We start from the raw sequence: 24,749 nt of genomic DNA, 5'->3' as shown, positions 1-24,749 counted from the left end.
CTCCATTAAAGGTCTGATCTCTAACTTAAAAGGAATCCGTCACCGGCTTTCGCCGATATGACGGGGTCATGCATTGTTCATGCACTGGCTTTTAACACACTGTTGAGTTCTCAAGAAACGGACGCGTTCTCTCCGGTCCTGCGAGAGGCGCACATTCCGTCTATCGGTATTCTATCAGATTCGGAAGGTCCTTGTCAAACCGCCCGATCCGGTAGATTCCGGACTCGCCCCGCTTCGGGGCAACTCCCCTAACTTACTCGAACTTTTGGTCTTTGTCCAACCTGAGGTGAACGCAGCCCGAAGTTCGGATCAGTCAGAGGGAGATCAGGGCCACCGGCCCCGCGCGGAAAACTCTACCAGTCCGCGCGGGGTCCCAAGACCCAACTTCAGTAAGAAGAGAGCCTTCCCCGGGCCGGGAGGTCTCAAACACCCAAGCCGGCGAGCTGGGCCTCAAGACGCGCGATGTCGGCCTGGGCCTGCTCGGCGCGTCCCCTGACCTTGGCCACCACGTCCTCGGGAGCCTTGGCCATGAACTGCTCGTTGCCCAGCTTGGCCGCCACCTGCGCGGCCTCCTTGCGCGCGGCGGCCAGGTCCTTCTCCAGCCGCTTGCGCTCGGCGACCACGTCGATGGCCCCCGCCGTGTCGATCTCGACCGTCACCTCGCCCACGGCGAGGCGCGCGGTGGCCGAGAAACCGTCGCCCGGCTCCGTCAGCCGCAGCAGGGAGCGGATCGCCGTCTCCTGCCCGGCCAGCGCCGTGCCGGCCAGGCCGAGCCGCGCCGCGACCTTCTGCCCGGGCTTCAGCCCCTGGTCGGAGCGGAACCGGCGGACCTCGGTCACGAGCTCCTGCAGCGCCCCGATCTCCCTCTCGGCCTCACGATCGACGTAGGTGGACTCCACCACCGGCCAGGGCGCCACCACGACGGACTCGCCGCCCGTGACGGCCCGCCACAACTCCTCGGTGACGAACGGCACCAGCGGATGCATCAGCCGCAGCAGGGCGTCCAGGACGTGCCCGAGCACGAGCCGGGTGTGCTCCAGCCCCTCACCGAGCTGGATCTTGGCGAGTTCGAGGTACCAGTCGCAGACCTCGTCCCACGCGAAGTGGTAGAGCAGGTCGGACACCTTGGCGAACTCGAACTCCTCGAAGGCCGTGTCGGCCGAGGAGATGACGCTCTGCAGGCGCGACAGGATCCACCGGTCGGCCGGCGTGAGGTCGAGCCCGTCGAGGGACCCGGTGGTCGCGCCGTTCATGAGCGCGAACCGGGTGGCGTTCCAGATCTTGTTGCAGAAGTTGCGCGAGCCGGCCGCCCACTCCTCGCTGACCGCGACGTCGGCGCCGGGGTTGGCGCCGCGCAGCAGCGTGAAGCGGGTGGCGTCGGCGCCGAAGCGCTCGATCCAGTCGAGCGGGTCCACGACGTTGCCGAACGACTTCGACATCTTCTTGCCGTACTGGTCGCGGACCATGCCGTGCAGGGCCACGACGCGGAACGGCGGCTCGCCGTCCATCGCGTACAGCCCGAACATCATCATCCGGGCCACCCAGAAGAACAGGATGTCGTAGCCCGTCACCAGCACCGAGGTCGGGTAGAAGCGGGCCAGCTCCGGCGTGGCGTCGGGCCAGCCGAGCGTGGAGAACGGCCACAGGCCCGAGGAGAACCACGTGTCGAGCACGTCGGAGTCCTGGGTGTAGCCCTCGGGCGGGGTCTCGTCCGGGCCCACGCACACGACCTCGCCGTCGGGGCCGTACCAGACCGGGATGCGATGACCCCACCACAGCTGGCGGGAGATGCACCAGTCGTGCATGTCGTCGACCCAGTCGAAGTAGCGCTTGGCCAGCTCCGGCGGGTGGATGCGGGTGCGCCCATCGCGCACGGCGTCACCGGCGGCCTTGGCCAGCGGCGCGACGTTGACGAACCACTGCAGCGACAGCCGCGGCTCGACCACGGTCTTGCAGCGCGAGCAGTGGCCGACCGAGTGGAGGTACGGCCGCTTCTCCGCGACGATCCGCCCATCGGCGCGCAGCGCGGCGACCACCGCGGGGCGTGCCTCGAACCGGTCGAGCCCCTCGAACGGCCCGTGCGCCGTGATGACGCCCCGCTCGTCCATGACCGTCAGCGACGGCAGGGAGTGGCGGCGGCCGATCTCGAAGTCGTTGGGGTCGTGGGCGGGGGTGACCTTGACCGCGCCGGTGCCGAACGCGGGATCGACGTGCTCGTCGGCGACGATGGGGATCATCCGGCCGGTCAGCGGCACCTCCACCATCGTGCCGACGAGGTGCGCGTAGCGCTCGTCGGAGGGGTGGACGGCCACCGCGGTGTCGCCGAGCATCGTCTCGGCCCGGGTGGTGGCGACGACGATCTCGTCGGAGTAGCGGATGGAGACCAGCTCGCCCTCGTCCTCGCTGTGCTCGACCTCGATGTCGGACAGCGCGGTCAGGCAGCGCGGGCACCAGTTGATGATGCGCTCGGCGCGGTAGATGAGCCCGTCGTCGAAGAGCCGCTTGAAGATGGTGTGGACGGCCCGCGACAGGCCTTCGTCCATCGTGAAGCGCTCGCGCTCCCAGTCGACGCCGTCGCCGAGCTTGCGCATCTGACCGAGGATGCGGCCGCCGGACTCCTCCTTCCACTCCCAGACGCGCTCCACGAACGCCTCGCGCCCGAGGTCGTGGCGGGACAGGCCCTGCTTGGCCAGCTCGCGCTCCACGACGTTCTGGGTGGCGATGCCGGCGTGGTCCATGCCGGGCAGCCACAGCGTCTCGCGGCCCTGCATGCGGGCGCGGCGGGTGAGCGTGTCCTGGATGGAGTGGTCGAGGGCGTGACCGACGTGCAGCACCCCCGTCACGTTGGGCGGCGGGAGGACGATGCTGAACGGCGCGCGCGAGCTGCCGGCGTCGGCGTGGAAGTAGCCTTCGGATACCCACCGCTCGTAGCTGCGGGTCTCGACGTCGGCCGGGGTGTACTGGGTAGGCAGCTCTGGCGTTGTCACAGTGCCCCATTCTAGGGAGGCGGAAAAGGGAGACGCCCCATGGTTGTCCACCATGGGGCGTACGCGGGGCGAGAGCTCGGGCCGGCGGCTCAGGCCGACTTCTCGCGCGGCGCGCGCTGCTGCTTGGCGGCGAGCTGGTCGCGCGGTACGAGCGTGGGGATGGCGTGCTCCAGCACCGACTCGCGGGTGATGACGACGCGCGCGACGTCCTTGCGGGAGGGCACCTCGTACATCACGGACTGGAGCACCTCCTCCAGGATGGCGCGCAGGCCGCGGGCGCCGGTGCCGCGCAGGATCGCCTGGTCGGCGATGGCCTCCAGCGCGTCGTCGGTGAACTCGAGCTCCACGCCGTCGAGCTCCAGCAGCTTGCGGTACTGCTTGACGAGCGCGTTGCGGGGCTCGGTGAGGATCTGTACGAGTGCCTCGCGGTCGAGGTTGTGCACCGAGGTGATGACCGGCAGGCGGCCGACGAACTCGGGGATCATGCCGAACTTGAGCAGGTCTTCCGGCATGACGTCGGAGAAGATGTCGACGGTGTCGATCTCCTCCTTGGAGCGGATCACGGCGTTGAAGCCGATGCCCTTCTTGCCGACCCGCGACTCGATGATCTTCTCCAGGCCCGCGAACGCCCCGCCGCAGATGAACAGGACGTTGGTGGTGTCGATCTGGATGAACTCCTGGTGCGGGTGCTTGCGGCCGCCCTGCGGGGGCACCGAGGCGGTGGTGCCTTCCAGGATCTTCAGCAGCGCCTGCTGGACGCCCTCGCCGGAGACGTCGCGGGTGATCGACGGGTTCTCGCTCTTGCGGGCGATCTTGTCGACCTCGTCGATGTAGATGATGCCCGTCTCGGCCTTCTTGACGTCGTAGTCGGCGGCCTGGATGAGCTTGAGCAGGATGTTCTCGACGTCCTCGCCGACATAGCCGGCCTCCGTGAGGGCGGTGGCGTCGGCGATGGCGAAGGGCACGTTGAGCATCTTCGCCAGCGTCTGCGCGAGCAGTGTCTTGCCGGAGCCCGTCGGCCCGAGGAGCAGGATGTTGCTCTTGGCCAGCTCCAGGCCGTCGTCTCTGCCCCGGTCGCCGGACTGCACCCGCTTGTAGTGGTTGTAGACCGCCACCGAGAGCGCCTTCTTCGCCTTGTCCTGACCGATGACGTAGGCGTCGAGGAACTCGTAGATCTCCCTCGGCTTGGGCAGGTTGTCCCACTTGAGCTCGGAGGACTCGGAGAGCTCCTCCTCGATGATCTCGTTGCAGAGATCGATGCACTCATCGCAGATGTAGACGCCTGGACCGGCAATGAGCTTCTTGACTTGCTTCTGGCTCTTCCCGCAGAAAGAGCACTTCAGCAGGTCTCCCCCGTCGCCGATGCGTGCCACCCCAGATACTCCTTTGCGTGGGACCGCCCTGCTGCCGCGATCCGTGTCCTCCGGACCCGGTCCGAACCGCTCAGGTTTCGACGTTACCGTCTTCTGGGCCCTCAGTGAGCCCCCTGGCGGCGAGTCGCACCGGAACGTGCCCTATTGGGCAGCGCCCCGGTGCGTCACATCTCGTCAGGAAGCAACCGCCTGAGCTCGCTTCTTCCGCGACGGGATGATGTCGTCGATCAGACCATACGCCTTCGCCTCGTCCGCGTTGAGAATTTTGTCGCGTTCGATGTCCTTACGGACCTCGGCAGGAGACTTTCCGGAGTGCCTCGCCACGATCTCCTCGAGGAGGTTGCGCATGCGGAGGATCTCCCTGGCCTGGATCTCGATGTCGCTTCCCTGGCCGCCGCCCTCGGTGGAGGGCTGGTGGATCAGAACCCGGGCGTTGGGCAGCGCGAAGCGCTTGCCCGGGGTGCCGCCGGCCAGCAGCACGGCCGCGGCGGAGGCCGCCTGGCCGAGGCAGACGGTCTGGATCTCCGGCCGGACGAACTGCATCGTGTCGTAGATCGCCGTCATGGCCGTGAAGGAGCCGCCGGGCGAGTTGATGTAGATGCTGATGTCACGGTCGGGGTCGAGCGACTCCAGCGTGAGCAGCTGGGCCATCACGTCGTTGGCCGACGCGTCGTCGATCTGCACCCCGAGGAAGATGATGCGGTCCTCGAAGAGCTTGTTGTACGGGTTCATCTCCTTCACGCCGTAGGACGTGCGCTCGACGAACGAGGGGAGGACGTAACGACTTTCGATGTTCACTTCAGCTCCCCCTAGGAGACCGGGCCCTGTGAGGGCACTTGCCGGGCGCTGCGCACGACGTGGTCGATGAAGCCGTAGTCCTTGGCCTCGTCGGCCGTGAACCAGCGGTCCCGGTCGGAGTCGGACTCGATCTGCTCCAGCGGCTGACCGGTGTGGAAGGCGATCCGCTCGGCCAGCGTCTTCTTCACGTACAGCATCTGCTCGGCCTGGATGGCGATGTCGGCCGCGGTGCCCCCGATGCCGCCCGACGGCTGGTGCATCATGACGCGGGCGTGCGGCAGGGCGTAGCGCTTGCCCTTGGTGCCGGCGGTGAGCAGGAACTGGCCCATCGAGGCCGCCATGCCCATCACGACGGTGGAGACGTCGTTCGGCACGTACTCCATCATGTCGTAGATGGCCATGCCGGCGCTGACCGAGCCGCCCGGCGAGTTGATGTAGAGCGTGATGTCGCGGTTGGGATCGTCCGCGGCGAGCAGGAGCAGCTCCGCGCAGATGCGGTTGGCGATCTCGTCGTTGACCTCCTGGCCGAGCACGATGATGCGCTCGCGCAGGAGGCGCTGGTAAAGCTGGTCCTCAAGCCGGAAGGACGAGCCGTTCTCACGGCCTCGCGACTCAGGCTGATAGAAGGTCGGCGGGCTGGTCACAGCGTCACCTTCCGATGCGTCGTAATCGATTGGCTTTGCTTGTGACCTTAACGCGCGGCGCCCACAGGTCATGCCCGGTCCATGGACTGTTCGCTGACGGCGCAGGTTGGGTCAGGCCCCTCCGGAGACCCTGCGGCGCTCCTCCACGTCCAGCTCGTGGTCGAGCCTGCGCATGGTGTCGGCGCCGATCACGCCCTTGCGGTAAAGGTGCCGCAATTTCTCGCGCTGGGCCCGGACGAGCTCCTTCCGCAGCCCTTTGTGGTGCGACTCGGGCGCCGTCTCGCCCTCCCCGCCGTCGCTGTCGCCGAGGACCTCCCTGACCCGGTCGAGGCGGAGCTCGAACAGCTGGCGGAACACCTCGGCCGTCCGGTCGTCCACGCGGTCGTCGGCGGCCAGGTCGTCCAGGCGCGCCAGGGCGGCCTCCAGGATCGCCTCGCGGGCCATGGCCTCCTCCTGGACCTCCTCCTCGGGCTCTCCGACGCCGAGCCTGCGCAGCAGCGGGGCGAGCGTCGTGGCCTGTGCCCCGAGGGTCACCAGGACCACGCAGGCCGCCAGGAAGATGAGCAGGGCCCGGTTGGGCGCGTCCAGCGGGATGGACAGCGCGATGGCCAGCGTGATGGCCCCGCGCATCCCGGCCCAGCCGAGGACCACGCGCTCGCGCCGTTCGATCGGCCGCCGCACCCGTACGGGGGCCAGGACCAGCGTCGTCCAGGCGAGGCGCAGCACGACGACGACGGCCACGATCACCACGGCGGTCAGGACGAGCTGGGTCCAGGGCCGGTCGCGCACCTCGTGGAACACGTCCATGACCTGCGCGCCGAGCAGGACGAACAGGGTCGACTCCAGCAGGTGGGACAGCACCCGCCAGAACACCTGGCCGGTGAGCCGGGAGGCGGGCTGGAGCACGCCCTGGGGGCTGATGCCGAGCGTGAAGCCGGTGACGATGGTGGCCAGCACGCCGGAGACGTGGAGCTGCTCGGCCGGCAGGTACGCGAGGAACGGGGTCAGCAGCGACAGCGTGATCTGGCTGCCGGGGTCGTGGAAGACGCGGCGCACCTTGCCGATGACCCAGGCGAGCGCCAGACCGTAGAGGATGCCGCCGCAGACGACCCGCAGCAGCTCGAGGACGCCGTCGGCGACCGTGACGGGGCCGGACAGTCCGGACAGGGCCAGCCCGAACAGCGTGAGGGCGACGCCGTCGTTGAGCAGGCTCTCGCCCTCCAGGATCGTGACGAGCCGCCGGGGGGCGCCGACCCGCTGCAGCACCGAGGTGGCGGCGACGGGGTCGGTGGGGGCGATGGCGGCGCCGAGGGCGAGCGCGGCGGCCCACGGCAGGCCGGGGACGGCCAGGCCGGCGGCGACCATGACGCACAGGGCCGTGGCGGTGGTCAGGCCGACGGCGAGGACGGTGATGGGGACGGCGTCCTGGCGGCTCTCGCGGGGAGCGGTCAGGAACGCCGCTCGGTAGATCAGCGGCGGCAGGAAGACGTTGAGGACCACCTCGGGCTGCACGTGCAGCCCGCGCATGGCGGGCAGGAGGCCCACCAGGGCGCCGAAGGGCACGAGCAGGATCGGTCCCGGCACGTTCAGGCGTCTGGACAGCACGCCGGGGACGAGCAGCGCGACGCCGAAGGCCAGGATCGCGACGAACGGGTGGTCTCCCATGGGCCCTGTTCTGCCCAAGAAAAGGGTGTTCTGCCGGATAAAACGGCGAAGCCCCCAAATCATGGGATTTGGGGGCTTCGCCGTATATGTACGCCTAACGTGCCGTCGCGGGCTCACGCCTGGTCGGTGCGGCCGTACCCGGTTCGTGCGGCCATACCTGGTCGGCGCGGCCGTACGGGGTGAGCGCGGCCGTACCCGGGCCGGTGCGGCCGATGCGCCTGCCGGACCCTTGGCGGGCGGGCGATCGCGGCCGGAGCGGAAAGGACCCGGACGCGAGCCCGGGACGCGGGGCCAGAGGCCGAGCCCGGGACGCGGAGCCGGAGGCCGGGCCCGCACCTGAGACGCGGACGCCCGCCTGAGCCGTGCCGGCTCCGGCGGGCGTGCGGACCTTGCGGGCCCCGGCGGGCGGGCCGTGCGGCGTCGCGCCTCGGGCGCTCGCCGCGACGGGCGTCACGCCTGCGGCTTGGCCTCGGCCTCGGCCTCGGCGGCAGCCTCGTCGCCCTCGGCCTCGGCGTCCTCCTCGACGACCGGCTCACCGTTGATCTCGGTGTAGATGGCCTTGAGGTCGACCTCGTTGCCCTCGCTGTCGACGACCTTGGCGGAGTCGCCGAGCACGGCCTTGGCCTTGTCGCGGACGATCTCGACCATGGCCAGCGTGAGCTGGTCGTTGTCGGCCAGGTGCTGGGCGAGCTGGTTGGGCTGGACGCCCATCTCCATGGCGCGGCGGACCACGAAGTTGGTCAGCTCCTGCTCGCTGACACCCAGCTCCTCGGCCTTGACGATCTTGTCGAGGACGAAGCCGACCTTGATCGCCTTGCGCGAGCTGGTCTCGAACTCGGCGAAGCGCTCGTCCTCGGTCGTCTGGTAGAGACGGAAGAACGCGTCACGGCTCAGACCGCTCTCGGCGACCTGGTGCTCAAGGTTGTGCTTGCGGGCGTCGACCTCGGCCTTGAGGGCGCTGTCGGGGATCGGGATGTCGATCTTCTCCAGCAGCGCGTCGAGGGCCTTGTCGCGGGCCTGGACGACCTGGTCGATGAGCTTGTTGCGGCGGGACTGCTCGCGGATGCTCTGCTTGAGCTCCTCCAGCGTGTCGAACTCGCTGGCGAGCTGCGCGAACTCGTCGTCGAGCTCGGGCAGGACCTTCTCCTTGACCGACTTGACGTTGATGATGACGTCGGCCTCCTCGCCGGCGTTCTCGCCGCCGACGAGCTCGGTGCGGAAGGTCTTCTCCTCGCCCGCGGACATGCCCTCGAGCGCGGCGTCGAGGCCCTGGAGCACCGAGCCGGCGCCGACCTCGTAGGAGACCTCGCTGGCCTGCTGCTCCTCGATGTTCTTGCCGTCGATCTCGGCCCGCAGGTCCATGACGACGAAGTCGCCGGTGGTGGCCGGGCGCTCGACGCCGGTCAGCGTCGCGAAGCGCTGGCGCAGCGCGTCGAGCTGGGCGTCGACGTCGGCGTCGGTGACCTCGGCGGAGTCGACGGTCACCTCGACGCCCTTGTACTCGGGGACGTCGAAGTTGGGCCGGATGTCGACCTCGGCGGTGAACTCGATCTGCTCACCGTCCTCGATCTTCGTGACCTCGATGTCGGGCTGGCTGACCGGGAACACGTCGACCTCGTCGACGGCCTGGCCGTACAGCTTGGGCACCGCGTCGTTGAGGGTCTCCTCCAGCACGACCGCGCGGCCGAAGCGCTGCTCGATGATGCGAGCCGGGACCTTGCCGGGACGGAACCCGGGGACCCGCACCTGCTGCGCGACCTTCTTGTACGCCGCATCCAGGCTGGGGCGCAGCTCGTCGAACGGCACCTCGACAGTGAGCTTCACCCGAGTCGGGCTGAGCTCCTCGACAGCGGTCTTCACGGGGTGGTCTCCTTGATCAAGCTTCGAGTGATCGCGGGCGCGTCCATTCGGTTCGGCTCACGCGCCGCGCCCACATGAGCGGCGCTGAGGCATGCTCCGCAACGGCGGGATACGAGCGCCGATGGCCAGTCTAGGGCAGGTGCGCACCCGACAGCGACGCGACGGGCCCCGGAACAGGCCTCAGAACTCGTCGGCGATCGTCCGCAGCAACTCGGCCGTCTCGTCGGGGGTGGTGCTGACGGCGCACAGCCGCTCCATCACCTCGGTGTAACGGTCGACGTCCTCGCGTTTGTCGAGATAGAGGGCGCTGGCGAGCTGCTCGACGTAGACGACGTCCGGCAGCTCGCGGTCGGGGAAGCGCAGGATGCTGAAGGCGCCGCCCTCGGCGCTGTGCCCGCCGAAGCTGAACGGCATGATCTGGATCGTGATGTTCGGCTGGCGCATCAGGTCGGCCAGGTGCTCCAGCTGGGCGCGCATGACCTCGGCGCCGCCGATGGGGCGCCGCAGCGCCGCCTCGTCGATGACCGCCCAGAAGATCGGGCCGCCGGGCCGGTCGAGGATGCGCTGGCGTTCGAGCCGCAGGTCGACGCGGCGGGCGATCTCGTCGGGGCCGACGCCGGCCGCTCCGGCGGTGACGACCGCCCGGGCGTACTCCTTGGTCTGCAGCAGGCCGGGCACGAACTGCACCTCGTACGTCCTGATCCGCTCGGCGGCCTCCTCCAGGCCGACGTACGCCTGGAACCAGGTGGGCAGGACGTCGTTGAAGCGGTGCCACCAGCCGGGCTCGTTGGCCTTGGTCACCAGGTCGATGACGGCGGCGCGGGCCTCGGCGTCCGTCACGCCGTACAGGGTGAGCAGATCGGCGACGTCGCGTTCCTTGAACCCGACGCGGCCCAGCTCCATGCGGCTGATCTTGGACTCGGAACCCCTGATCAGGTGGCCCGCCTCCTCGCGGGTGACGCCCTTCGCCTCCCTGAGCCGGCGCAGCTGGGAGCCCAGGAGAATACGCAGCGCCGTAGGGCCGGAACCCGGCTGGTTCTGCGTCACTCTGCCTCCTATCAAGGTCCGCACACACAGTGACACCACATCGACGGGTATGACAAGGTCCCAACCTGGTGTCCGATTCGGATACCCCTACCAGTAACCGCTCATGCTGCTGCACATTGCACATGCACGTGCATTTGGGTCTTGCAGGTACCCGGACCCGTGACCCATGATGGTCTAGTGCATTTTGGCCAAACATGCACTAAATCGAGGGCTGCGGGAGGTATCGGCGGGATGGTGGAGGACTCCTTGGCCACTGCCGACTGCCTGCAGATCACCCGCGAGGTGGGCTTCGACAGCCTGCTGACGGCCGGCAAGCCGTACACGACCTCGTGCCCCCTCCCCTTCCAGGCCGACTCGGTGAAGACCGCGCGCGACGTCACGCGCTCGACGCTGCGGAGCTGGGGCCTGTCGGAGCTGAGCGACGACGCGGCGCTGGTGGTGTCGGAGCTGGTGACCAACGCGGTCAGGTACGCGATGTACTCCAGCGCGCCGCAGGGCATCCAGCTGCTGCTGATGAGGGTGGCGCCGCACGTGCTGCTGGCCGTGGCGGACCCGAGCGACGAGGTGCCGACGCCCAAGGAGCCCGACTTCGTCTCGGAGAACGGGCGCGGTCTGTACATCGTGGAGACCTACAGCCAGTGCTGGGGCTGGGACCCGCTGGCGCGGGGCGGCAAGGCCGTCTGGGCGCTGTTCCGCGCCGACTCCTGAGTCGCGGGCTCTGGGATCACGGGGTCCGGTCACCCCTGAAAGCTTCGGGGGCTCCCCCTCAAGACGGCGCCACGGGCCGCCCTCGGGTCGCCCTGGTGGTGGCAAAGCCGGGGCGCGCTCCCCGGTCCGCTCCCGAGCCCCGCTCCCGGGTCAGCGATCGTCACGGCCTCGACCCGCGATGCCGCCGTGGAGGACCCTGACGACCTCGGTACGGGCCTGCTGGAGGCTCACTCCCCATGCCTCGGCGCCTTCCGCGTGGATGAGGCCGAGCAGCAGGTGTTCGGTGCCGATGTACCGGTGCCCGAGTCCGGCGGCCTCGGCGCGGGCGAGTTCGGTGACCTGGCCGAGATCCGCGCCCGCAGACCGGGAGCGCGGCTCATGGACATCGATGTGCAGGCCGGCCAGCGCCATGACAGCCACGCCGTCGTTCAGGCTGGCCAGGGCCGCCACGAGATGATCGGCTGTGACACGGTCGTCGCCGCGGGCGCCTGCTTCTCGCGCGGCCAGATCCAGCGCCTTCCGCGCGCGCACCGTCAGGAGACTTTCCAGGGATCGACGAAGGATCGTCTTCTTCCGGCTCGGCTTCCTCAGGCTCTTCAGCATGATGTCCCATCCGTACGAGCGGCCGGCCATCAGTATGTGCGACGAAGAGGTGATGCGGTGAGGCCCGGCGGGGCCGGGTCTTCGAAAACAGCTGGTCGGGGCGACAGGATTTGAACCTGCGACTTCTTGCTCCCAAAGCAAGCGCGCTACCAAGCTGCGCCACGCCCCGTCAGCGTCGGGTACGCACACGCTCCGGGACTCCGGTACGCTTACGCCCTGACGACCGGTTGAAGTCTAGACCAGACCACGACCGGTTCGTGCGGACGTAGCTCAATGGTAGAGCCCTAGTCTTCCAAACTAGCTACGCGGGTTCGATTCCCGTCGTCCGCTCCACGTGCTGAGGCCCAGGTCAGGGAGAGATCCCGCGCCTGGGCCTCGTCGCGTTCCGGGTAGCCGCAGTACGTGATGGAACAATGTGCCTTCATGCACTTCAGAACGGGCGCACCGGACGACGCCGAGGTCATCGCGACCCTGCACACGGAGAGCTGGCGGAGCGCGTACGCCGGGATCATGCCCGGCTCGTACCTCGACGGCCCTCTCCTCGAGGAGCGGACCGCCCTGTGGGCCGACCGGCTCGGTCCCGGCCGGGTCACCTCCGGAGAGGACCTCCTGCTGGTCGCCGAGGAGGACGGGACCGTCCAGGGGTTCGTCTATCTGGCCAGGCAGCCCGACGGGCGGGTCCTGCTGGACAACCTCCACGTACGTCCCGCGCGCAAGCGCTCCGGCATCGGCCGCCTGCTCATGGGGCGCGCGTTCGCGTGGGCGGCCGAGCGCCATCCCGGCAGGGCCGTCTACCTGGAGGTGCTCAGGGACAACGCGCCGGCCATCGCCTTCTACGAGCGGTGCGGCGGCACGCCCGCGCGGGAGTTCGTGGAGCGCCTGCCCGCGGGCTTCGAGCTTCCCGTGATCGAGTACGTCTGGACGCCGCTCGCCGTCGCTTCCTGGAACTGATCGCGCCCGGAAGAGCGCGTAGGCTCGGGGCGATGCGTGTGCGACCGATCTCGCCGGAGGCGCTGGCGGAGGAGCTGGCCGAGCGGATCGACGCCCTCCCGCGCGACCGGCGGGCTCGGGTGCTGATCGACGGGGCGCCGCCCAGCGGGCCGGGACGGCTGGCCGACGCGCTGGTAGCGCCGCTCAGGGTGCGCGGCCGGGCGGTGGTGCGGGTGTCCGCCGGCGACTTCCTGCGGCCCGCGTCGCTGCGCCTGGAGTACGGGCGGACCGATCCCGACGTGTTCTACGACGACTGGCTCGACACCGGGGCGCTGGTCCGGGAGGTGCTCGGGCCGCTGGAGCCGGGCGGCACGGGCAAGGTGCTGCCGGCGCTGTGGGACAGCCGGGCCGACCGGGCGTACCGCCTGCCGTACGAGAGCCTGCCCGAGGGCGGGGTGCTGCTGCTCGACGGGACGCTGCTGCTGGGACGGGGGCTGCCGGCCGAGCTGGGCGTCCACCTGTGGCTGTCGGAGGCGGCGCTGGCGCGCGGCACCGGCGAGGACGAGCGGTGGCGGCTGCCCGCCTACGCGCGTTACGAGCGCGAGGCGCGGCCCCGCGAACGCGCCGACGTCGTCGTGCGGGCGGACCGCCCGGGACGGCCGGCGCTCGAAGAGCCGGGCTGACACGGCGCGTGGCCTGGTACGACGGCTTGCTCGGGCGCAGACTGGAGGGGTGATCCCGAGCCACTGGTACAACATCGTGCCGGACCTGCCCGCGCCGCCTCCGCCGCCGTTGCACCCGGCGACCCGGCGGCCCGTGGGTCCCGGCGATCTCGCGCCGCTCTTCCCGATGGAGCTGATCGGTCAGGAGGTGAGCGGCGAGCGGTTCGTCGCGATCCCCCAGGAGGTGCTGGACGTCTACCGGCTGTGGCGGCCGACGCCGCTGCTGCGGGCGCGCCGGCTGGAGAAGGCGCTCGGCACCCCCGCCCGCATCTACTACAAGTACGAGGGCGGCTCCCCCGCCGGTTCGCACAAGCCGAACACCGCCGTGCCGCAGGCGTACTACAACGCCCGCGAGGGCGTGCGGAAGCTGACCACCGAGACCGGCGCCGGGCAGTGGGGCAGCGCGCTGGCGTTCGCGTGCGCGCAGTTCGGGCTGGAGTGCGAGGTCTGGATGGTGCGCGCCTCCTACGACCAGAAGCCGTACCGCCGCTCGCTCATGCAGGTGTACGGCGCGACGGTGCACGCCAGCCCGTCGCCCGTCACCAAGGCGGGGTCGAGGGTGCTGGCCGACGCGCCCGACTCGACCGGCAGCCTGGGCATCGCGATCAGCGAGGCGGTCGAGGTGGCCGGCGCGGGCGAGGACGTCAGGTACGCGCTCGGCTCGGTGCTCAACCACGTGCTGCTGCACCAGACGGTGATCGGCGAGGAGGCGCTCGCGCAGCTCGGCGAGGCGCCCGACGTCATCATCGGCTGCACCGGCGGCGGCTCCAACTTCGCGGGGCTGGTGTTCCCGTTCCTGCGGGAGAAGCTGGCGGGCCGCATCGACCCGGTCATCCGGGCCGTCGAGCCGGCCGCCTGCCCGTCGTTCACGCGTGGCGTGTACGCCTACGACTTCGGCGACACCGCCGGGTTCACCCCGCTGCTCAAGATGCACACGCTGGGCCACGACTTCGTGCCGGACCCGATCCACGCGGGCGGCCTGCGCTATCACGGCATGTCGCCGTTGCTGTCGCACATGTACGAGCTGGGCATGTTCGAGGCGGTCAGCAAGTCGCAGACCGAGTGCTTCGAGGCCGGTGTCCGCTTCGCCCGTACCGAGGGGATCGTCCCCGCGCCCGAGCCGACGCACGCGCTGGCCGAGACCATCGCCGAGGCGCTGCGCTGCAAGGAGAGCGGCGAGGCGAAGGTGATCCTGACGGCGCTGTGCGGTCACGGCCATTTCGACCTGGCCGCCTACGACCGTTACCTGTCGGGCGCGATGGAGGACTTCGCGTTGCCGCAGGAGCGCATCGACGAGGCGCTGGCCCGCCTTCCCGGCTGACCCGCCCCGCCCTTTCCAGCGGAGGGAACCCCTTCCCGGCTGAGCGAGCCCGTGCGGCGCCCTCAGCCGGGCGGGTGTCAGCGTGCCGTGGGGCGCTTGCCGTGGTTGGCCCTCTTCTTCTTGCGTGCCCTGCCCTTGCGTGCGCGCCTGGCCATGCGGGCCTCCTCGTGCCGGAGCGGATGCGCGTGCGTCTCCAACGTCTCCCGCCGCCGCTCGCGGCACAAGAGTGAGGCTGGTCAACATTCCCCAACACCGTCATGTCATAATTTGGTGGAATCTGTTGGAAGGAGCGGGCGTGCTCGCACAGCAGCGGCAGCAGACGATCCTCGAGCGCGTGCGCAGCAGCGGCGGCGTCCGGGTCGCGGACCTCGTGCGCGAGCTCGGCGTCTCCGACATGACGATCCGCCGTGACCTGGAGGTGCTCGCCGAGCGCGGCCTGCTGGCCAAGGTCCACGGCGGCGCGACGGCCCTGGACCAGGGGTCCACGGAGGAGCCGGGCTTCACCGCCAAGTCGGCCCGCCAGCAGCGGGAGAAGGAGGCCATCGCGCGCGCCGCCGCCGAGCTCGTGCGTCCCGGCACCGCGGTGGCGCTGTCGGCGGGCACCACGACGTGGGCGCTGGCCCACCACCTGACGGGCGTGCCGGAGCTGACGGTCATCACGAACTCGGTGCCCGTGGCCGACGTCTTCCACCGCAACCCGCGTCCCGACCGCACGGTCGTGCTGACCGGTGGCGTGCGCACCCCGTCGGACGCGCTGGTGGGGCCGGTCGCGGTGGCCGCGATCCGCAGGCTGCACGTGGACACGCTGTTCCTCGGGGTGCACGGCATGAGCGTGCGGGCGGGGTTCACCACGCCGAACCTGCTGGAGGCGGAGACCGACAGGGAGCTGGTGGCCGCGGCGCACCGGCTGGTGGTCCCCGCCGACCACACGAAGTGGAACACGGTCGGCATCAGCACGATCGCCGAGCTGGCCGAGGCCGACGTCGTCATCACCGACGCGGGGCTGCCCGAGGACGCACGTACCGACCTGGCCGAACGAGCCGGGCAACTGATCATCGCTGAGGGGTAGCCGTGAAGCGCACCATCACCCATCTGGCCGACGGCCGGGAGCTGATCTACTTCGACCGGCGGGACGACGCCGACCGTGGCGCGATCGATCGCCGGCCGCTCGATCCACGACCGGTGGCCTCCGAGCTGCGCTACGACCCGCTGACCGAGGAGTGGATCGCGGTCGCGGGGCACCGGCAGACGCGCACCTTCATGCCGCCGGCGGACGAGTGCCCGCTGTGCCCGTCGTCGGACACGCGCGCCTCGGAGATCCCGGCGCACGACTACGACGTGGTCGTCTTCGAGAACCGCTTCCCCTCCTTCTCCATGAATCTCGGGACATATGGGGATGTGGGCGGTCTGAGCGAGGTCCGTCCGGGCGTGGGCAGGTGCGAGGTGGTGTGCTTCACCTCGGAACACTCCTCCTCGTTCTCCCGGCTCTCCGACGCGCAGGTCGAGCTGGTGATGGAGGCGTGGGCCGACCGGACGGCGGAGCTGTCCGCGATCGACGGCGTGGAGCAGGTCTTCTGCTTCGAGAACCGCGGCGAGGAGATCGGCATCACGCTGACCCACCCGCACGGCCAGATCTACGCCTACCCGTACGTCACGCCGCGCACGCGGCTGCAGCTCGGCGCCGCCGCGCGGCACGCGGCCCGGCACGGGAGCAACCTGTTCGCGGACGTGCTGGCGGCCGAGCGCGCCGCCGGGACGCGAGTGGTGGCGGCCAACGAGCTGTGGACGGCGTTCGTGCCGGCCGCGGCGCGCTGGCCGTACGAGGTGCACGTGTATCCGCACCGGCAGGTGCCCGACCTGGCCGCGCTGACGGAGGAGGAGAGGGCCGCCTTCGCGCCGCTCTACACCTCGGTGCTGCGGGCGCTGGACGGGATGTTCGGCGTCGCCATGCCGTACGTCGCGGCCTGGCACCAGGCTCCGGTACGGCAGGATCGCGAGCTGGCGTACCTGCACCTGGAGCTGTTCAGCATCAGGCGGGCGCCCGGCAAGCTGAAGTACCTGGCGGGGTCGGAGTCGGCGATGGGCGCGTTCGTCAACGACGTGCTGCCCGAGGAGGCCGCGCGGCTGATTCGATCACAGGTAGATCACTGATTGATCTCCGCTTGGAGTCGCATTACTGGAGTTTTACCACTAGCATCCCTTTTGTCCCGGTCGTCACGGCCGGGACCCGCCTAATCCCGGGCGCGTCGCCCGGGAGCCGGGGACCCACCGTACCTGGGGTGAATCCACGTCGTCCGTGGTAGGGACCTCCCATCCCGAACCCGTCAGCTAACCCGGCCGGCAGAGGGAGAGGAATCCTTCGTGGCGTCCGCGCCCCCCACGCGCTTTGCCATCAACTTCGTCATCGGCCTGGTCATCGCCGTCGTCGCCTTCGGCGCGGCGAGCGCGACCGCGGCCCCCAAGCCCAGCGAGTCCGAGCTGCGCGCCGAGCTGAAGAAGCTGAACGCCAAGGTCGACAAGCTGATCGAGAGCTACAACCTCAAGCGGGTCGAGCTGGCCAAGGCCCAGCAGGCGGCCGAGACGGCAGGCGAGCGGCTGACCGCCGCGGAGCGGGCCGTCGCCGCGGCGGAGAGCCGGGTCGCCCAGATCGCCCAGATGCGCTACCAGAGCGGCGACCCGGCCGTGCTCGGCTTCGTGTTCCCCGGCAACACCACCGGCGCCGCCGTCCTCGAGCAGATGATCGCCGAGCAGCAGGCGGTCGTGCGCAACGTCGCCCAGGCCCGCGACGAGCAGCGGAAGGCGGCCGAGGAGGCCACCGCGCTGGCCGCCCGGATCCGCACCGAGACGGCGGACGTCGCCAAGCGGCGCGACGAGGCGCAGGACGTCATCGACGACATCGAGCAGAAGCTCAAGGACCTCGTCCCGGTCAGCACCGGCCGCCGCTCCGACGGCACCTGGGCGCCCGAGCTGCCCTCGGGCTCCGACAACATCACCCCCCGCACCCGGGCGATGCGCGCGCTGGTCGAGAAGAACTTCTCCCTGCCGTTCACGGTCGGCTGCTTCCGCTCGGGGTCGAGCGGCGAGCACCCGCTGGGGCGGGCCTGCGACTTCATGATGAGCACGGGCGGCACCATGCCGAGCTCGGCCAACAAGGCGCTCGGCGACCGCATCGCGGCCTGGGCGCTGGAGAACCGCGCCAAGCTCGGCGTGAAGTACGTCATCTGGCAGCAACGCATCAACATGGGCTCCGGCTGGCGGGCCATGGAGGACCGCGGCAGCATCACCGAGAACCACTACGACCACGTGCACATCTCGATGAACTGACGCGGCCCGGTGCGTGAGGCGGGCCGCGGCGGCCACCGCGCCGTCTCATGGCGTGTCACGGCCGTCGCCGGACCGCGTGACGGCCCGTGCGTACCGGGCGGCCAGCGGCCTGGCGCTGAGGCCGTGCAGCAGGACGCTCATGAGCACGGTCACGCCGATGACGGCGGCGGCCTCGCCCGCGGCGCTCCCGAGCTCCTCCACCGCGAGCAGGGCGAAGACCAGCGAGGCGAGCCCCCGGGGTCCGAACCAGCCGACGAACAGCACGGTGGCGCGGCCGAGCCCGGCGCCGGCGCAGGCCAGCGCGACGGGCGCCATCCGCAGCACGGTCAGGCTCAGGACCGCGTACGCCACGACGGCGAGGTGGACCCCGCCGGCCACGATCGGCACCGCGACCGCGCCGAACGCCAGCCAGACCAGCAGCGACACCAGACCGCCCGCCTGCTCCAGGAACACCAGCTCGGCGGGGCCCCGCGGACCGGTCGCCGCGCCGAAGGCGAGACCTCCGCAGAAGGCCGACACGAACCCGTTGCCGTGGAGGCCGAGCGCGGCCGTGTAGGCGACGATCGCGAGGGCCAGGACGGCGATGCCGGTCCAGTCGTCGGCGGCCCATCCCCGTCGGCGCGCCCACCGCAGCAGCCCGCCGCCGGCCAGGCCGCTGCCGGCGCCCGCCAGCACGCCGATGCCGAGCTCGGCGAGCGCCGCCCAGCCGTGCGCGCCGCCGAGCCCCTCCGCGGTGGCGGCCCCGGCGATCGCCAGGACGACCACGGGGGTTACGACGCCGTCGTTGAGGCCGCTCTCGACGGTGATCAGCCGCCGGACGTCCGCCGGCACCGCGGGGTTGGTGACCACCGGCAGTCCCAGAGCGGCGTCGGTCGGCGCGAGGGCGGCCCCCACCAGGAGGGCGAGCCAGCCGCCGAGCGCCGGGAAGAGCCGGTCCGCCAGCGCCCAGCCGGCCAGGACGGTGAGGGGCAGCCCGACGGCCAGCAGGCGCAGGTACCGGCCGAGGTCGCGGCGCACCTGGCTGAGGGGCACGCCCGCGGCGTCGGAGAACAGCACCCAGACCAGGGTGATCTCGACCAGGGGCTTCAGCGTCCGCGCCGTCACCGACGGCGGACCGGCCAGGCCGGTTCCGGCGACGAGCCAGCCGGCGGCGACGAAGACGATCGGCGCGGTCAGGTCGGCGCGCTGGAGGCGCCCCGACACGACGCCCCACAGGAAGATCGCCGCAGCGGTGACCAGCAGCGTCGTCATGCCCCGGCCACCCCCTCCCCCAGGGTCCTTCCCCCCAGGTGTACCCGGGGCGGCCGCCCGGGCTCAGAGCGTCTGCGGCTCGCCGACGAAGCTGTCCGCCTCCCAGTCGATGGCGACCTTCTGCGGGTCCTCGGGGGCGATCTTGGCCGGGAGCACGTTGCCCGGCACGAGCCGGGTCAGGTGCGGCCGCGGGACCCGGTGGGCCAGGCGCACCTCGTACGGCCGGTACGGCCCGGTCACCCGCAGGTCGAAGCCCACGACCGGGTCGCCGTCGTCGGTGGTCGTGCCGTTCATCGAGAACGTCCCGAGGATCGTCACGGTGGCGGGCACGCCACGGGCCAGGATGTCGGCGGCCGACACCCGCTGACCGGCCACCGGCGGCCGCGCGGCCGGGCCCGCGGCCTGGGACCAGTCGACCGCCAGGCGGCCGGGGTCGTTCGGGTCGACGCGGACGGCGAGGGGGGAGCCGGGCAGGACGGCGCCCACGAGCAGGCGAGGGATCGGCTCGCGGTGCGCCACGCGGTACGGCTCCGAGCCCGGCCGGTGGACCTCCAGCTCGAACACCGCCACGGGCAGGTCGTTGACCGTCACGCCCGTGTCGCGCATCGACAGGACGACGGCGCTCGCCGGCGACCCGTTCAGGAGGAGGTCGCGATTGCCCCCGGCCAGGTCCTTGATGAGGCCGAGCACGCCGCCCGAGCCGGCCGGCCGCAGGGCTCCGTCCATGGACGACATGGCCGTGCCCATCGACCGGTTGATCAGCCCGAAGACGACCAGGAAGGCTCCCGGGACGGTGAGCGTCATGCCCACCGAGAAGGCCACGCCGGCCCATCCGGGCATGGGCCACATCGTCATCCCCATGACGCCCGCGCCCAGCAGGACGAGGCCGCTCCCCACGACAGCCACCCCGAGGGGGAGCAGCTTTCCTTTCTGTGCCATCTGCGTGTTCCTCACTGGCCTGTACGACTTGTGTGGTCACAGGAGACACGAGAGCGCTTGCGTGGCGGTTGCATGGCGTTTGCCCGCGCCTGTACCAGTTTTGGACCCACACCACGAGCCGGGAACCCCTGAGCCGGAGATGTCGTTTGTGACCGATAAGGTCAAAAAGCCTGAAGCGCCGCCTGTGGTCTGGGGGGCGCCTGTGACGCACCACTGGAGAGACGATGACGTACCCCCCGCCCGGTCCAGGGCCGGGGTATCCCGCCCCGCAGCCGTCCGGCGGGCATCCCGCCCCGTACCAGCCGCAGGCTTACCCGCCCCAGGGCGCGCCGGGACCGTACGGACCGCTCCAAGGCGGACCGGGACCGTACGGACCGCCCCAGGGCGCGCCGGGACCGTACGCACCCCCGCAGGGCGGACCGGGACCGTACGGACCACCCCAGGGCGCGCCCGGACCCTACGGACCGCCTCCGCAGCCGCCCGAACCCGCCCCGCGCAGGCGCGGGGCGGGACGGATCGTCGCCGGGGTGCTCGTGGCCGGGTTCGGCCTGGTCTCCGCGCTCGGCGGCGGCCTGCTCGTCCAGCACGCCGTCAGCAACAGCCAGCAGAAGATCCGCAACAAGCAGTTCTCCATGGAGCTGTGGCGCAACGTCCCCGTCGAGAAGCTGTTCCCCGCCGCGATCGGCCGCCAGGACCCGGACAAGAAGAGCGACGACCCCGACGACGAGCGCGGCTGGACCAGGGTCGCCATCTCCTCCAGCACCTCGTGCGACGCCGCGCTGTCCGGCGGCCTGGCCAAGCTCGCCGCCCAGCGCGGCTGCGTCGCGGCCCTACGCGCCACCTACCTCGACGACACCGGGGGCACCGCCGCGACCGCCGCGATCATCGCCTTCCGCGACATCTCCGCCAAGGAGGACCTCGGCGACCACGTCCGCGACGGACAGGACGAGCAGGACCACGTCGTGCGCGCCCTGGCGGCCCCCGGCACCCAGTGGAAGGACGCGGCCCGCACGGGCGACGGCGGCACGGCCGTGTTCGACATGTACACGCCGCTGTTCGTGGCGGTCACCGCCGGCCCGGCCGACGGCAGGCGCCCCGGCAGGCTGCCCGACCCCTGGGGCAACCGGCCGCTGGAGCAGAAGGACGACCGCTCGGCCTGGACCTCCACGGCCGAGGGGCTGGCCGAGAACCTGGCCTACCGGTTGACCGACGAGATCCCGAAGGTGGGCGCATGATCAGCAGAGTGGCGGCCACGGCCGTCCTGACCGCCGGGCTCGTCGCCGGCGCGGCGGTCCCGGGCGTGGCCGACGCACCGCGCGGCTGGGAGCGGACGGCCATGCGCGTGCCGGGCGCCCAGCGGCTCACCGAGGGCAAGGGCGTCACCGTCGCGGTCCTCGACACGGGCGTGATGAAGGGCCACCCGGAGTTCAGGGGCAGGGTGACCGGCGGCCCGGACTTCATCGGCGGCGGCGCCCGTCCCGGTCAGAGCTACTGGGGCGGGCACGGCACGGCCATGGCCTCCAGCGTCCTGCACGTGGCGCCGGGCTCGCGGGTGCTGTCCGTACGGGTGATCTGGGACCGCGAGGACCCGGCGCGCAAGCGGGCGGAGAAGGCGGCCAAGGACGGCGGGACCGGAGCCGACAAGGAGAGCGAGCGCGCCGGCAACGCCCTGGCCAAGGGCATCCGCTACGCGGTCGACCACGGCGCCCGGGTCGTCTCCATGTCGCTGGGCACCTCGGAGTGGGGCTGGGGCGGCTACGAGGACGACACGGCCGCGGCCGTCGACTACGCCGTCGGCAAGGGCGCGATCCTCGTGGCCAGCGCCGGCAACGGAGGCTCCACCGACCCGCTGGAGGTGGACGCCAACAACACCATGTCGTACCCGGCCGGCTATCCGGGCGTGATCGCGGTGGCGGCGATGGCGCCGGAGGGCGCGCGGGCGGAGTTCTCGCAGGTGCACACGTACAACACGATCGCCGCGCCGGGCGTCGACATCTACGCCGCCCGCAACACCGGCGGCTACGAGGCGGGCGACGGCACCTCGCCGGCCTGCGCTCTGGTGGCGGGCACCGCGGCGCTGATGCTGTCGGCCAACCCGAAGCTGACGCCCCGGCAGGTGCGCGACATCCTCATCAAGACGGCCAGCAAGCCGCCGGCCGGCTACACCCCGTTCCTCGGCTTCGGGCTGGTGAACGCGGAGGCGGCGGTGAAGGCGGCGGCCGGCGCCAAGGCGGCGAAGACCGTGGCCGTGCCGTACAAGGGGAAGCAGTACTTCGGGAACGGGCCGGTCGGCTCGCCCGTCGGGCACCCGCCGATCGAGCAGTCCCTGCTCTGGGTGGGCGGCGCGGCGATCGGCGTCGGCCTGCTGTGCGGGGTCGGCGCGTTCTTCCTGTTCCGCCGCCCACGAGCCCGCCGCGGGCGGCGGGCGGCCTGACCCGGCGGGCCGCCCGGCACGGTGGCGCGGGGCGGCCTAGCCGGTGAGCTTGAGCGGGTTGAACAGGTCGGCGTAGACGAGCAGCCCGGCCATGACGATCATCACGAGGGCCAGCGTGTACGTCAGCGGCAGCACCTTGGCGATGTCCACGTACGCGGGTTCCGGCCGGCGGGTGATCCGGGCGAAGGCCCGCTTGAGGCCCTCCCACAGGCCGCCCGCGATGTGGCCGCCGTCGAGCGGCAGCAGCGGGATGAGGTTGAACATGCCGATCGCCAGGTTGAACCCGGCCAGCAGGTTCAGCACGTTGTAGATCTTCATCTCGGTGGTCATGTCCGAGGAGAGGATCTCGCCGCCCAGCCGCCCGGCGCCCACGACGCCGACGGGGCCCTCGGGGTCGCGCTCCTGCCCGGAGAAGGCGGCGTGCCAGACGCCGACCATCTTCTGCGGCAGGTTGAGCAGCGACCCGGCGACCCGGCCGGTCAGCTCGCCCATGTAGCCGACGACCATGCCGAAGCTCTGCTTCTCCATGACCTGGTCGGGCAGCACGCCGAGGAAGCCGACGCCCTTGTCGATCTTGTTCGGGTCGGTCAGCGAGGGCCGGTCCTGGGCGATGAGCGTGACGGGCAGCGTCATGGGCTTGCCGTCGCGCACGATGCCCAGCTGGACGGCGCCGGCGCCGTGCCCCCGGATGAGGCGGGTGGCGTCGTCCCAGGTGGCGATCTTCTGGCCGTCGAAGGAGACGATCCGGTCGCCCGGCTTGAGCCCGGCCTTGGCGGCGGGGGTCGGCTGGTCGGTGGGACGGCAGTCGGCGCGGTTCTCGCCGGCCGGGATGACGCAGGTGTGGGTCCTCGGCGAGACGATCGGAGCCAGGGTGGGCAGGCCGACGCCGACGAGCAGGATCGAGAACAGGATGAACGACAGCACGAAGTTCATGGCCGGGCCGCCGGACATGATGATGACCTTCTGCCACCACTTCTTCCGGTAGAACACCCGGTCCTCGTCGCCGGGACGAACCTCCTCCATGGACGCCTCGCGGGCGGTCTCGATGAGGCCCTGGAACGGCCCGGTCGAGGTGCCGCGGAGCTTGCCCGGGGCGTCGCCCGGCCGCGGCGGCAGCATGCCGATCATGCGGATGTAGCCGCCCAGCGGGATCCACTTGATGCCGTACTCGGTCTCGCCCCGGCGGATCGACCAGGCGGTCGTGCCGAAACCGACCATGTACTGGGGCACCCGGACGCCGAAGATCTTGGCCGGCACGAGGTGTCCGATCTCGTGCAGCGCGATGGAGGCCATCAGTCCGATGAAGAAGACGGCGATCCCGGCGACGAACAGCCAGTTCATCTAGGCGCTCTCCAGGTAAACGGAAGGTCCCGACCACCCAAGACTAGTCGAACTCTCCACACCTGATTGGCTTGCGCCCCCTTTGGGGAATCGAGAGACTTCGTTGACAGTATGCGATCATACGATCACCCTGGGGTATGACGAAGGGAGCGCCTTGATCCGGATCCTGGTCGCCGAGCATCTGCCCCTGGTACGGCGCGGCCTGGTCGCCGCCCTGGGCGCCGAGCCCGGGATGCGGGTCGTGGCCGAGGTCGGCGGCGCCGAGGACGTGGTGCCGGCGGCGCTGGCCTCCGCGGCCGACACGGCGGTCGTCGATCTCGACCTGCCGGGCGCGGGCGGCCTGCCGGTGGTGGCGGCGCTGCACGAGAAGGCCCCCGGCTGCCGGGCGCTGGTGCTGTCCGCGCAGCCCAGCCCTGGGCAGGTGCGCCGGGCGTTCGCCGCGCACGCGCTCGGCTTCATGAGCCTGGACGTGGCGCCCGAGCGGCTGGCCGACGGGCTGCGGCAGGTCGCGGCGGGCCGGCGCGCGGTCGACTCCGAGCTGGCCGCCGCCGCGCTGCAGTCGGCGGCCAACCCGCTGACCCGGCGCGAGCTGGACGTGCTGCGCGCCGCCGCCGGCGGGGCCCGCTCGGCGGAGATCGCCGACCAGCTCTGCCTGTCGGTCGGCACGGTGCGCAACCACCTGTCGCGGGTCATCTGCAAGACGGGGGCCCGCAACCGCGTCGACGCCATCCGCATCGCCAGCGACTCCGGCTGGCTCTGACCCCGGAGTCCGGGGCGTACCGCAGGAGGACAAGCCGGGCCC

At 71.0% G+C, this 24,749-nt stretch carries 22 protein-coding genes, 2 tRNA genes and 1 riboswitch; of the genes, 11 read left to right on the top strand and 13 right to left on the bottom strand.

Annotated features, from left to right (window positions below; all coding sequences use genetic code 11):
- Positions 1–422: 422 nt before the first annotated feature.
- The 7 genes from HT134_RS21545 to HT134_RS21515 all read right to left on the bottom strand — a co-directional run bounded on the left by HT134_RS21545 (position 423) and on the right by HT134_RS21515 (position 10,374).
- A complete protein-coding gene (locus tag HT134_RS21545) occupies positions 423–3,041 on the bottom strand; it encodes a valine--tRNA ligase (protein ID WP_246364730.1) in 2,619 nt (872 codons plus the stop codon).
- A 35-nt stretch (positions 3,042–3,076) separates the two neighbouring features.
- Positions 3,077–4,360 carry an ATP-dependent Clp protease ATP-binding subunit ClpX gene (gene clpX, locus HT134_RS21540; RefSeq protein ID WP_175593312.1) on the bottom strand — a complete coding sequence of 428 codons (1,284 nt, stop codon included), beginning with the start codon at positions 4,358–4,360 and terminating at the stop codon, positions 3,077–3,079.
- Positions 4,361–4,534: 174 nt separating this feature from the next.
- A complete protein-coding gene (locus tag HT134_RS21535; protein WP_175602193.1) occupies positions 4,535–5,158 on the bottom strand; it encodes an ATP-dependent Clp protease proteolytic subunit in 624 nt (207 codons plus the stop codon).
- A gap of 11 nt (positions 5,159–5,169) precedes the next feature.
- On the bottom strand, positions 5,170–5,802 hold the full coding sequence (locus HT134_RS21530; protein WP_175602192.1) for a ClpP family protease: 633 nt from the start codon (positions 5,800–5,802) through the stop codon (positions 5,170–5,172).
- A gap of 111 nt (positions 5,803–5,913) precedes the next feature.
- Positions 5,914–7,467, bottom strand: a complete 1,554-nt coding sequence (locus tag HT134_RS21525; protein WP_175602191.1) for a Na+/H+ antiporter — start codon at positions 7,465–7,467, stop codon at positions 5,914–5,916.
- Between the two features lie 450 nt (positions 7,468–7,917).
- Positions 7,918–9,327 carry a trigger factor gene (gene tig, locus HT134_RS21520; RefSeq protein ID WP_175602190.1) on the bottom strand — a complete coding sequence of 470 codons (1,410 nt, stop codon included), beginning with the start codon at positions 9,325–9,327 and terminating at the stop codon, positions 7,918–7,920.
- Positions 9,328–9,507: 180 nt separating this feature from the next.
- Complete coding sequence (locus HT134_RS21515) at positions 9,508–10,374, bottom strand: Sco1979 family transcriptional regulator (protein ID WP_175602189.1); 867 nt, start codon at positions 10,372–10,374, stop codon at positions 9,508–9,510.
- Between the two features lie 246 nt (positions 10,375–10,620).
- On the opposite strand from HT134_RS21515, the gene HT134_RS21510 reads away from it, so the two are divergent.
- On the top strand, positions 10,621–11,082 hold the full coding sequence (locus tag HT134_RS21510) for an ATP-binding protein (protein WP_246364728.1): 462 nt from the start codon (positions 10,621–10,623) through the stop codon (positions 11,080–11,082).
- Positions 11,083–11,232: 150 nt separating this feature from the next.
- Here HT134_RS21510 and HT134_RS21505 read toward each other — a convergent pair whose 3' ends face one another.
- Both HT134_RS21505 and HT134_RS21500 read right to left on the bottom strand, forming a co-directional pair.
- On the bottom strand, positions 11,233–11,685 hold the full coding sequence (locus tag HT134_RS21505) for a Clp protease N-terminal domain-containing protein (RefSeq protein ID WP_175602187.1): 453 nt from the start codon (positions 11,683–11,685) through the stop codon (positions 11,233–11,235).
- Between the two features lie 92 nt (positions 11,686–11,777).
- A tRNA-Pro gene (locus HT134_RS21500) sits at positions 11,778–11,854 on the bottom strand.
- 90 nt (positions 11,855–11,944) lie between these two features.
- On the opposite strand from HT134_RS21500, the gene HT134_RS21495 reads away from it, so the two are divergent.
- The 4 genes from HT134_RS21495 (at position 11,945) to HT134_RS21480 (ending at position 14,658) form a co-directional block, all read left to right on the top strand.
- Positions 11,945–12,018, top strand: a tRNA-Gly gene (locus HT134_RS21495).
- A gap of 90 nt (positions 12,019–12,108) precedes the next feature.
- Positions 12,109–12,636: a GNAT family N-acetyltransferase gene (locus tag HT134_RS21490; RefSeq protein ID WP_175602186.1), complete on the top strand. Its 528-nt coding sequence runs from the start codon at positions 12,109–12,111 to the stop codon at positions 12,634–12,636.
- A gap of 32 nt (positions 12,637–12,668) precedes the next feature.
- A complete protein-coding gene (locus tag HT134_RS21485; RefSeq protein ID WP_175602185.1) occupies positions 12,669–13,298 on the top strand; it encodes a nucleoside/nucleotide kinase family protein in 630 nt (209 codons plus the stop codon).
- Between the two features lie 49 nt (positions 13,299–13,347).
- The gene (locus HT134_RS21480) at positions 13,348–14,658 is read left to right on the top strand and encodes a TrpB-like pyridoxal phosphate-dependent enzyme (protein ID WP_175602184.1); all 1,311 of its coding nucleotides are present in this window, start codon (positions 13,348–13,350) and stop codon (positions 14,656–14,658) included.
- 77 nt (positions 14,659–14,735) lie between these two features.
- Here the strand turns inward: HT134_RS21480 and HT134_RS48110 are convergent, their stop codons facing one another.
- Entirely contained in the window at positions 14,736–14,813 is a 78-nt protein-coding gene (locus HT134_RS48110; protein ID WP_376768103.1) for a 50S ribosomal protein bL37, read from the bottom strand.
- 140 nt (positions 14,814–14,953) lie between these two features.
- On the opposite strand from HT134_RS48110, the gene HT134_RS21475 reads away from it, so the two are divergent.
- The 3 genes from HT134_RS21475 to HT134_RS21465 all read left to right on the top strand — a co-directional run bounded on the left by HT134_RS21475 (position 14,954) and on the right by HT134_RS21465 (position 17,982).
- Positions 14,954–15,727, top strand: a complete 774-nt coding sequence (locus HT134_RS21475; RefSeq protein ID WP_175602183.1) for a DeoR/GlpR family DNA-binding transcription regulator — start codon at positions 14,954–14,956, stop codon at positions 15,725–15,727.
- A 2-nt stretch (positions 15,728–15,729) separates the two neighbouring features.
- Positions 15,730–16,809 carry a galactose-1-phosphate uridylyltransferase gene (galT, locus tag HT134_RS21470; RefSeq protein WP_175602182.1) on the top strand — a complete coding sequence of 360 codons (1,080 nt, stop codon included), beginning with the start codon at positions 15,730–15,732 and terminating at the stop codon, positions 16,807–16,809.
- A gap of 67 nt (positions 16,810–16,876) precedes the next feature.
- A riboswitch (cyclic di-AMP (ydaO/yuaA leader) is annotated at positions 16,877–17,015 on the top strand.
- A gap of 4 nt (positions 17,016–17,019) precedes the next feature.
- The gene (locus HT134_RS21465; protein WP_175602181.1) at positions 17,020–17,982 is read left to right on the top strand and encodes a coiled-coil domain-containing protein; all 963 of its coding nucleotides are present in this window, start codon (positions 17,020–17,022) and stop codon (positions 17,980–17,982) included.
- 45 nt (positions 17,983–18,027) lie between these two features.
- Here HT134_RS21465 and HT134_RS21460 read toward each other — a convergent pair whose 3' ends face one another.
- Together HT134_RS21460 and HT134_RS21455 are read right to left on the bottom strand one after the other, a co-directional pair.
- Positions 18,028–19,233: a cation:proton antiporter domain-containing protein gene (locus HT134_RS21460; RefSeq protein ID WP_175602180.1), complete on the bottom strand. Its 1,206-nt coding sequence runs from the start codon at positions 19,231–19,233 to the stop codon at positions 18,028–18,030.
- Between the two features lie 63 nt (positions 19,234–19,296).
- The gene (locus HT134_RS21455; protein WP_175602179.1) at positions 19,297–20,172 is read right to left on the bottom strand and encodes a hypothetical protein; all 876 of its coding nucleotides are present in this window, start codon (positions 20,170–20,172) and stop codon (positions 19,297–19,299) included.
- A gap of 527 nt (positions 20,173–20,699) precedes the next feature.
- Between HT134_RS21455 and HT134_RS21450 the strand changes: the two genes are divergently transcribed.
- Entirely contained in the window at positions 20,700–21,407 is a 708-nt protein-coding gene (locus tag HT134_RS21450) for a hypothetical protein (protein WP_175602178.1), read from the top strand.
- Entirely contained in the window at positions 21,404–22,606 is a 1,203-nt protein-coding gene (locus HT134_RS21445) for a S8 family peptidase (RefSeq protein ID WP_175602177.1), read from the top strand. Before HT134_RS21450 ends, HT134_RS21445 begins: the two co-directional genes overlap by 4 nt.
- A gap of 36 nt (positions 22,607–22,642) precedes the next feature.
- Here the strand turns inward: HT134_RS21445 and HT134_RS21440 are convergent, their stop codons facing one another.
- Complete coding sequence (locus HT134_RS21440; protein WP_175602176.1) at positions 22,643–23,947, bottom strand: M50 family metallopeptidase; 1,305 nt, start codon at positions 23,945–23,947, stop codon at positions 22,643–22,645.
- A gap of 154 nt (positions 23,948–24,101) precedes the next feature.
- Here HT134_RS21440 and HT134_RS21435 point away from each other — a divergent pair, with 154 nt between their 5' ends.
- A complete protein-coding gene (locus tag HT134_RS21435) occupies positions 24,102–24,707 on the top strand; it encodes a response regulator transcription factor (RefSeq protein WP_175602175.1) in 606 nt (201 codons plus the stop codon).
- Positions 24,708–24,749 lie beyond the last annotated feature (42 nt).

This window comes from Nonomuraea rhodomycinica, from assembly GCF_013363995.1.
GTDB classification, from domain to species: Bacteria; Actinomycetota; Actinomycetes; order Streptosporangiales; family Streptosporangiaceae; genus Nonomuraea; species Nonomuraea rhodomycinica.
The sequence above is the reverse complement of the archived record's forward strand: the minus strand, read 5'-3'. Positions and strand labels throughout refer to the sequence as shown.

Coding starts and splice junctions, on each gene's coding strand:
- HT134_RS21505 (WP_175602187.1), bottom strand. CDS start 11,685: ATGCTGAAGAGCCTGAGGAAGCCGAGCCGGAAGAAGACGATCCTTCGT.
- HT134_RS21490 (WP_175602186.1), top strand. CDS start 12,109: ATGCACTTCAGAACGGGCGCACCGGACGACGCCGAGGTCATCGCGACC.
- HT134_RS21525 (WP_175602191.1), bottom strand. CDS start 7,467: ATGGGAGACCACCCGTTCGTCGCGATCCTGGCCTTCGGCGTCGCGCTG.
- HT134_RS21455 (WP_175602179.1), bottom strand. CDS start 20,172: ATGGCACAGAAAGGAAAGCTGCTCCCCCTCGGGGTGGCTGTCGTGGGG.
- HT134_RS21440 (WP_175602176.1), bottom strand. CDS start 23,947: ATGAACTGGCTGTTCGTCGCCGGGATCGCCGTCTTCTTCATCGGACTG.
- HT134_RS21445 (WP_175602177.1), top strand. CDS start 21,404: ATGATCAGCAGAGTGGCGGCCACGGCCGTCCTGACCGCCGGGCTCGTC.
- HT134_RS21485 (WP_175602185.1), top strand. CDS start 12,669: ATGCGTGTGCGACCGATCTCGCCGGAGGCGCTGGCGGAGGAGCTGGCC.
- HT134_RS21460 (WP_175602180.1), bottom strand. CDS start 19,233: ATGACGACGCTGCTGGTCACCGCTGCGGCGATCTTCCTGTGGGGCGTC.
- HT134_RS21545 (WP_246364730.1), bottom strand. CDS start 3,041: ATGGTGGACAACCATGGGGCGTCTCCCTTTTCCGCCTCCCTAGAATGG.
- HT134_RS48110 (WP_376768103.1), bottom strand. CDS start 14,813: ATGGCCAGGCGCGCACGCAAGGGCAGGGCACGCAAGAAGAAGAGGGCC.